Raw genomic sequence first — 447 nt, forward strand, 5'->3', positions numbered from 1 at the left:
CAAATGTAATGTAATCGAGGTAGATTGTCAGGAGCAGATAGCGTGTTCCTGATTTCGGGTCGCTGATAATGATGTGATCCCGGCCCGCTGCTTCGATGACGCCGCGAAAGATCTTCGAGCCCCATTCCTTGCTGTTTTCAAATGTCATATAAATGGTGGCTGTTTTTCCCCGATTCAGGCGCAAAATATTTTCAATATAAGATTCCTCAACAGGCAGCATGCCGGGAACGCTTTGGCCTGGTGCTGATGGTGTAGGCCCCGAAGGAATTTGAAACCCGCCGCCCTGCTGCTGGCCCGGGAATCCAAATCCCTGCTGTCCTTGCTGTCCCTGCTGCCTTGGCATCATTGGCTGCATCCCCAACGTCTGCATTTGTGACCCTTGGCCTTGCTGCGGGTAAGGGTTGGCGCCAAACTGAGGCTGATACCCCTGCATATTATCAAAACCCT

1 protein-coding gene is annotated in these 447 nt (G+C 52.1%); it reads right to left on the bottom strand.

The genetic code is table 11. The features are described from left to right. Window positions 1–447: spore coat protein GerQ (gene gerQ, locus RVS70_RS22430; RefSeq protein WP_321134927.1), on the bottom strand; the 447-nt coding region annotated here is incomplete at both ends.

The organism is Virgibacillus sp. M23, assembly GCF_034190895.1.
Taxonomy (GTDB): domain Bacteria; phylum Bacillota; class Bacilli; order Bacillales; family Amphibacillaceae; genus Virgibacillus; species Virgibacillus salarius.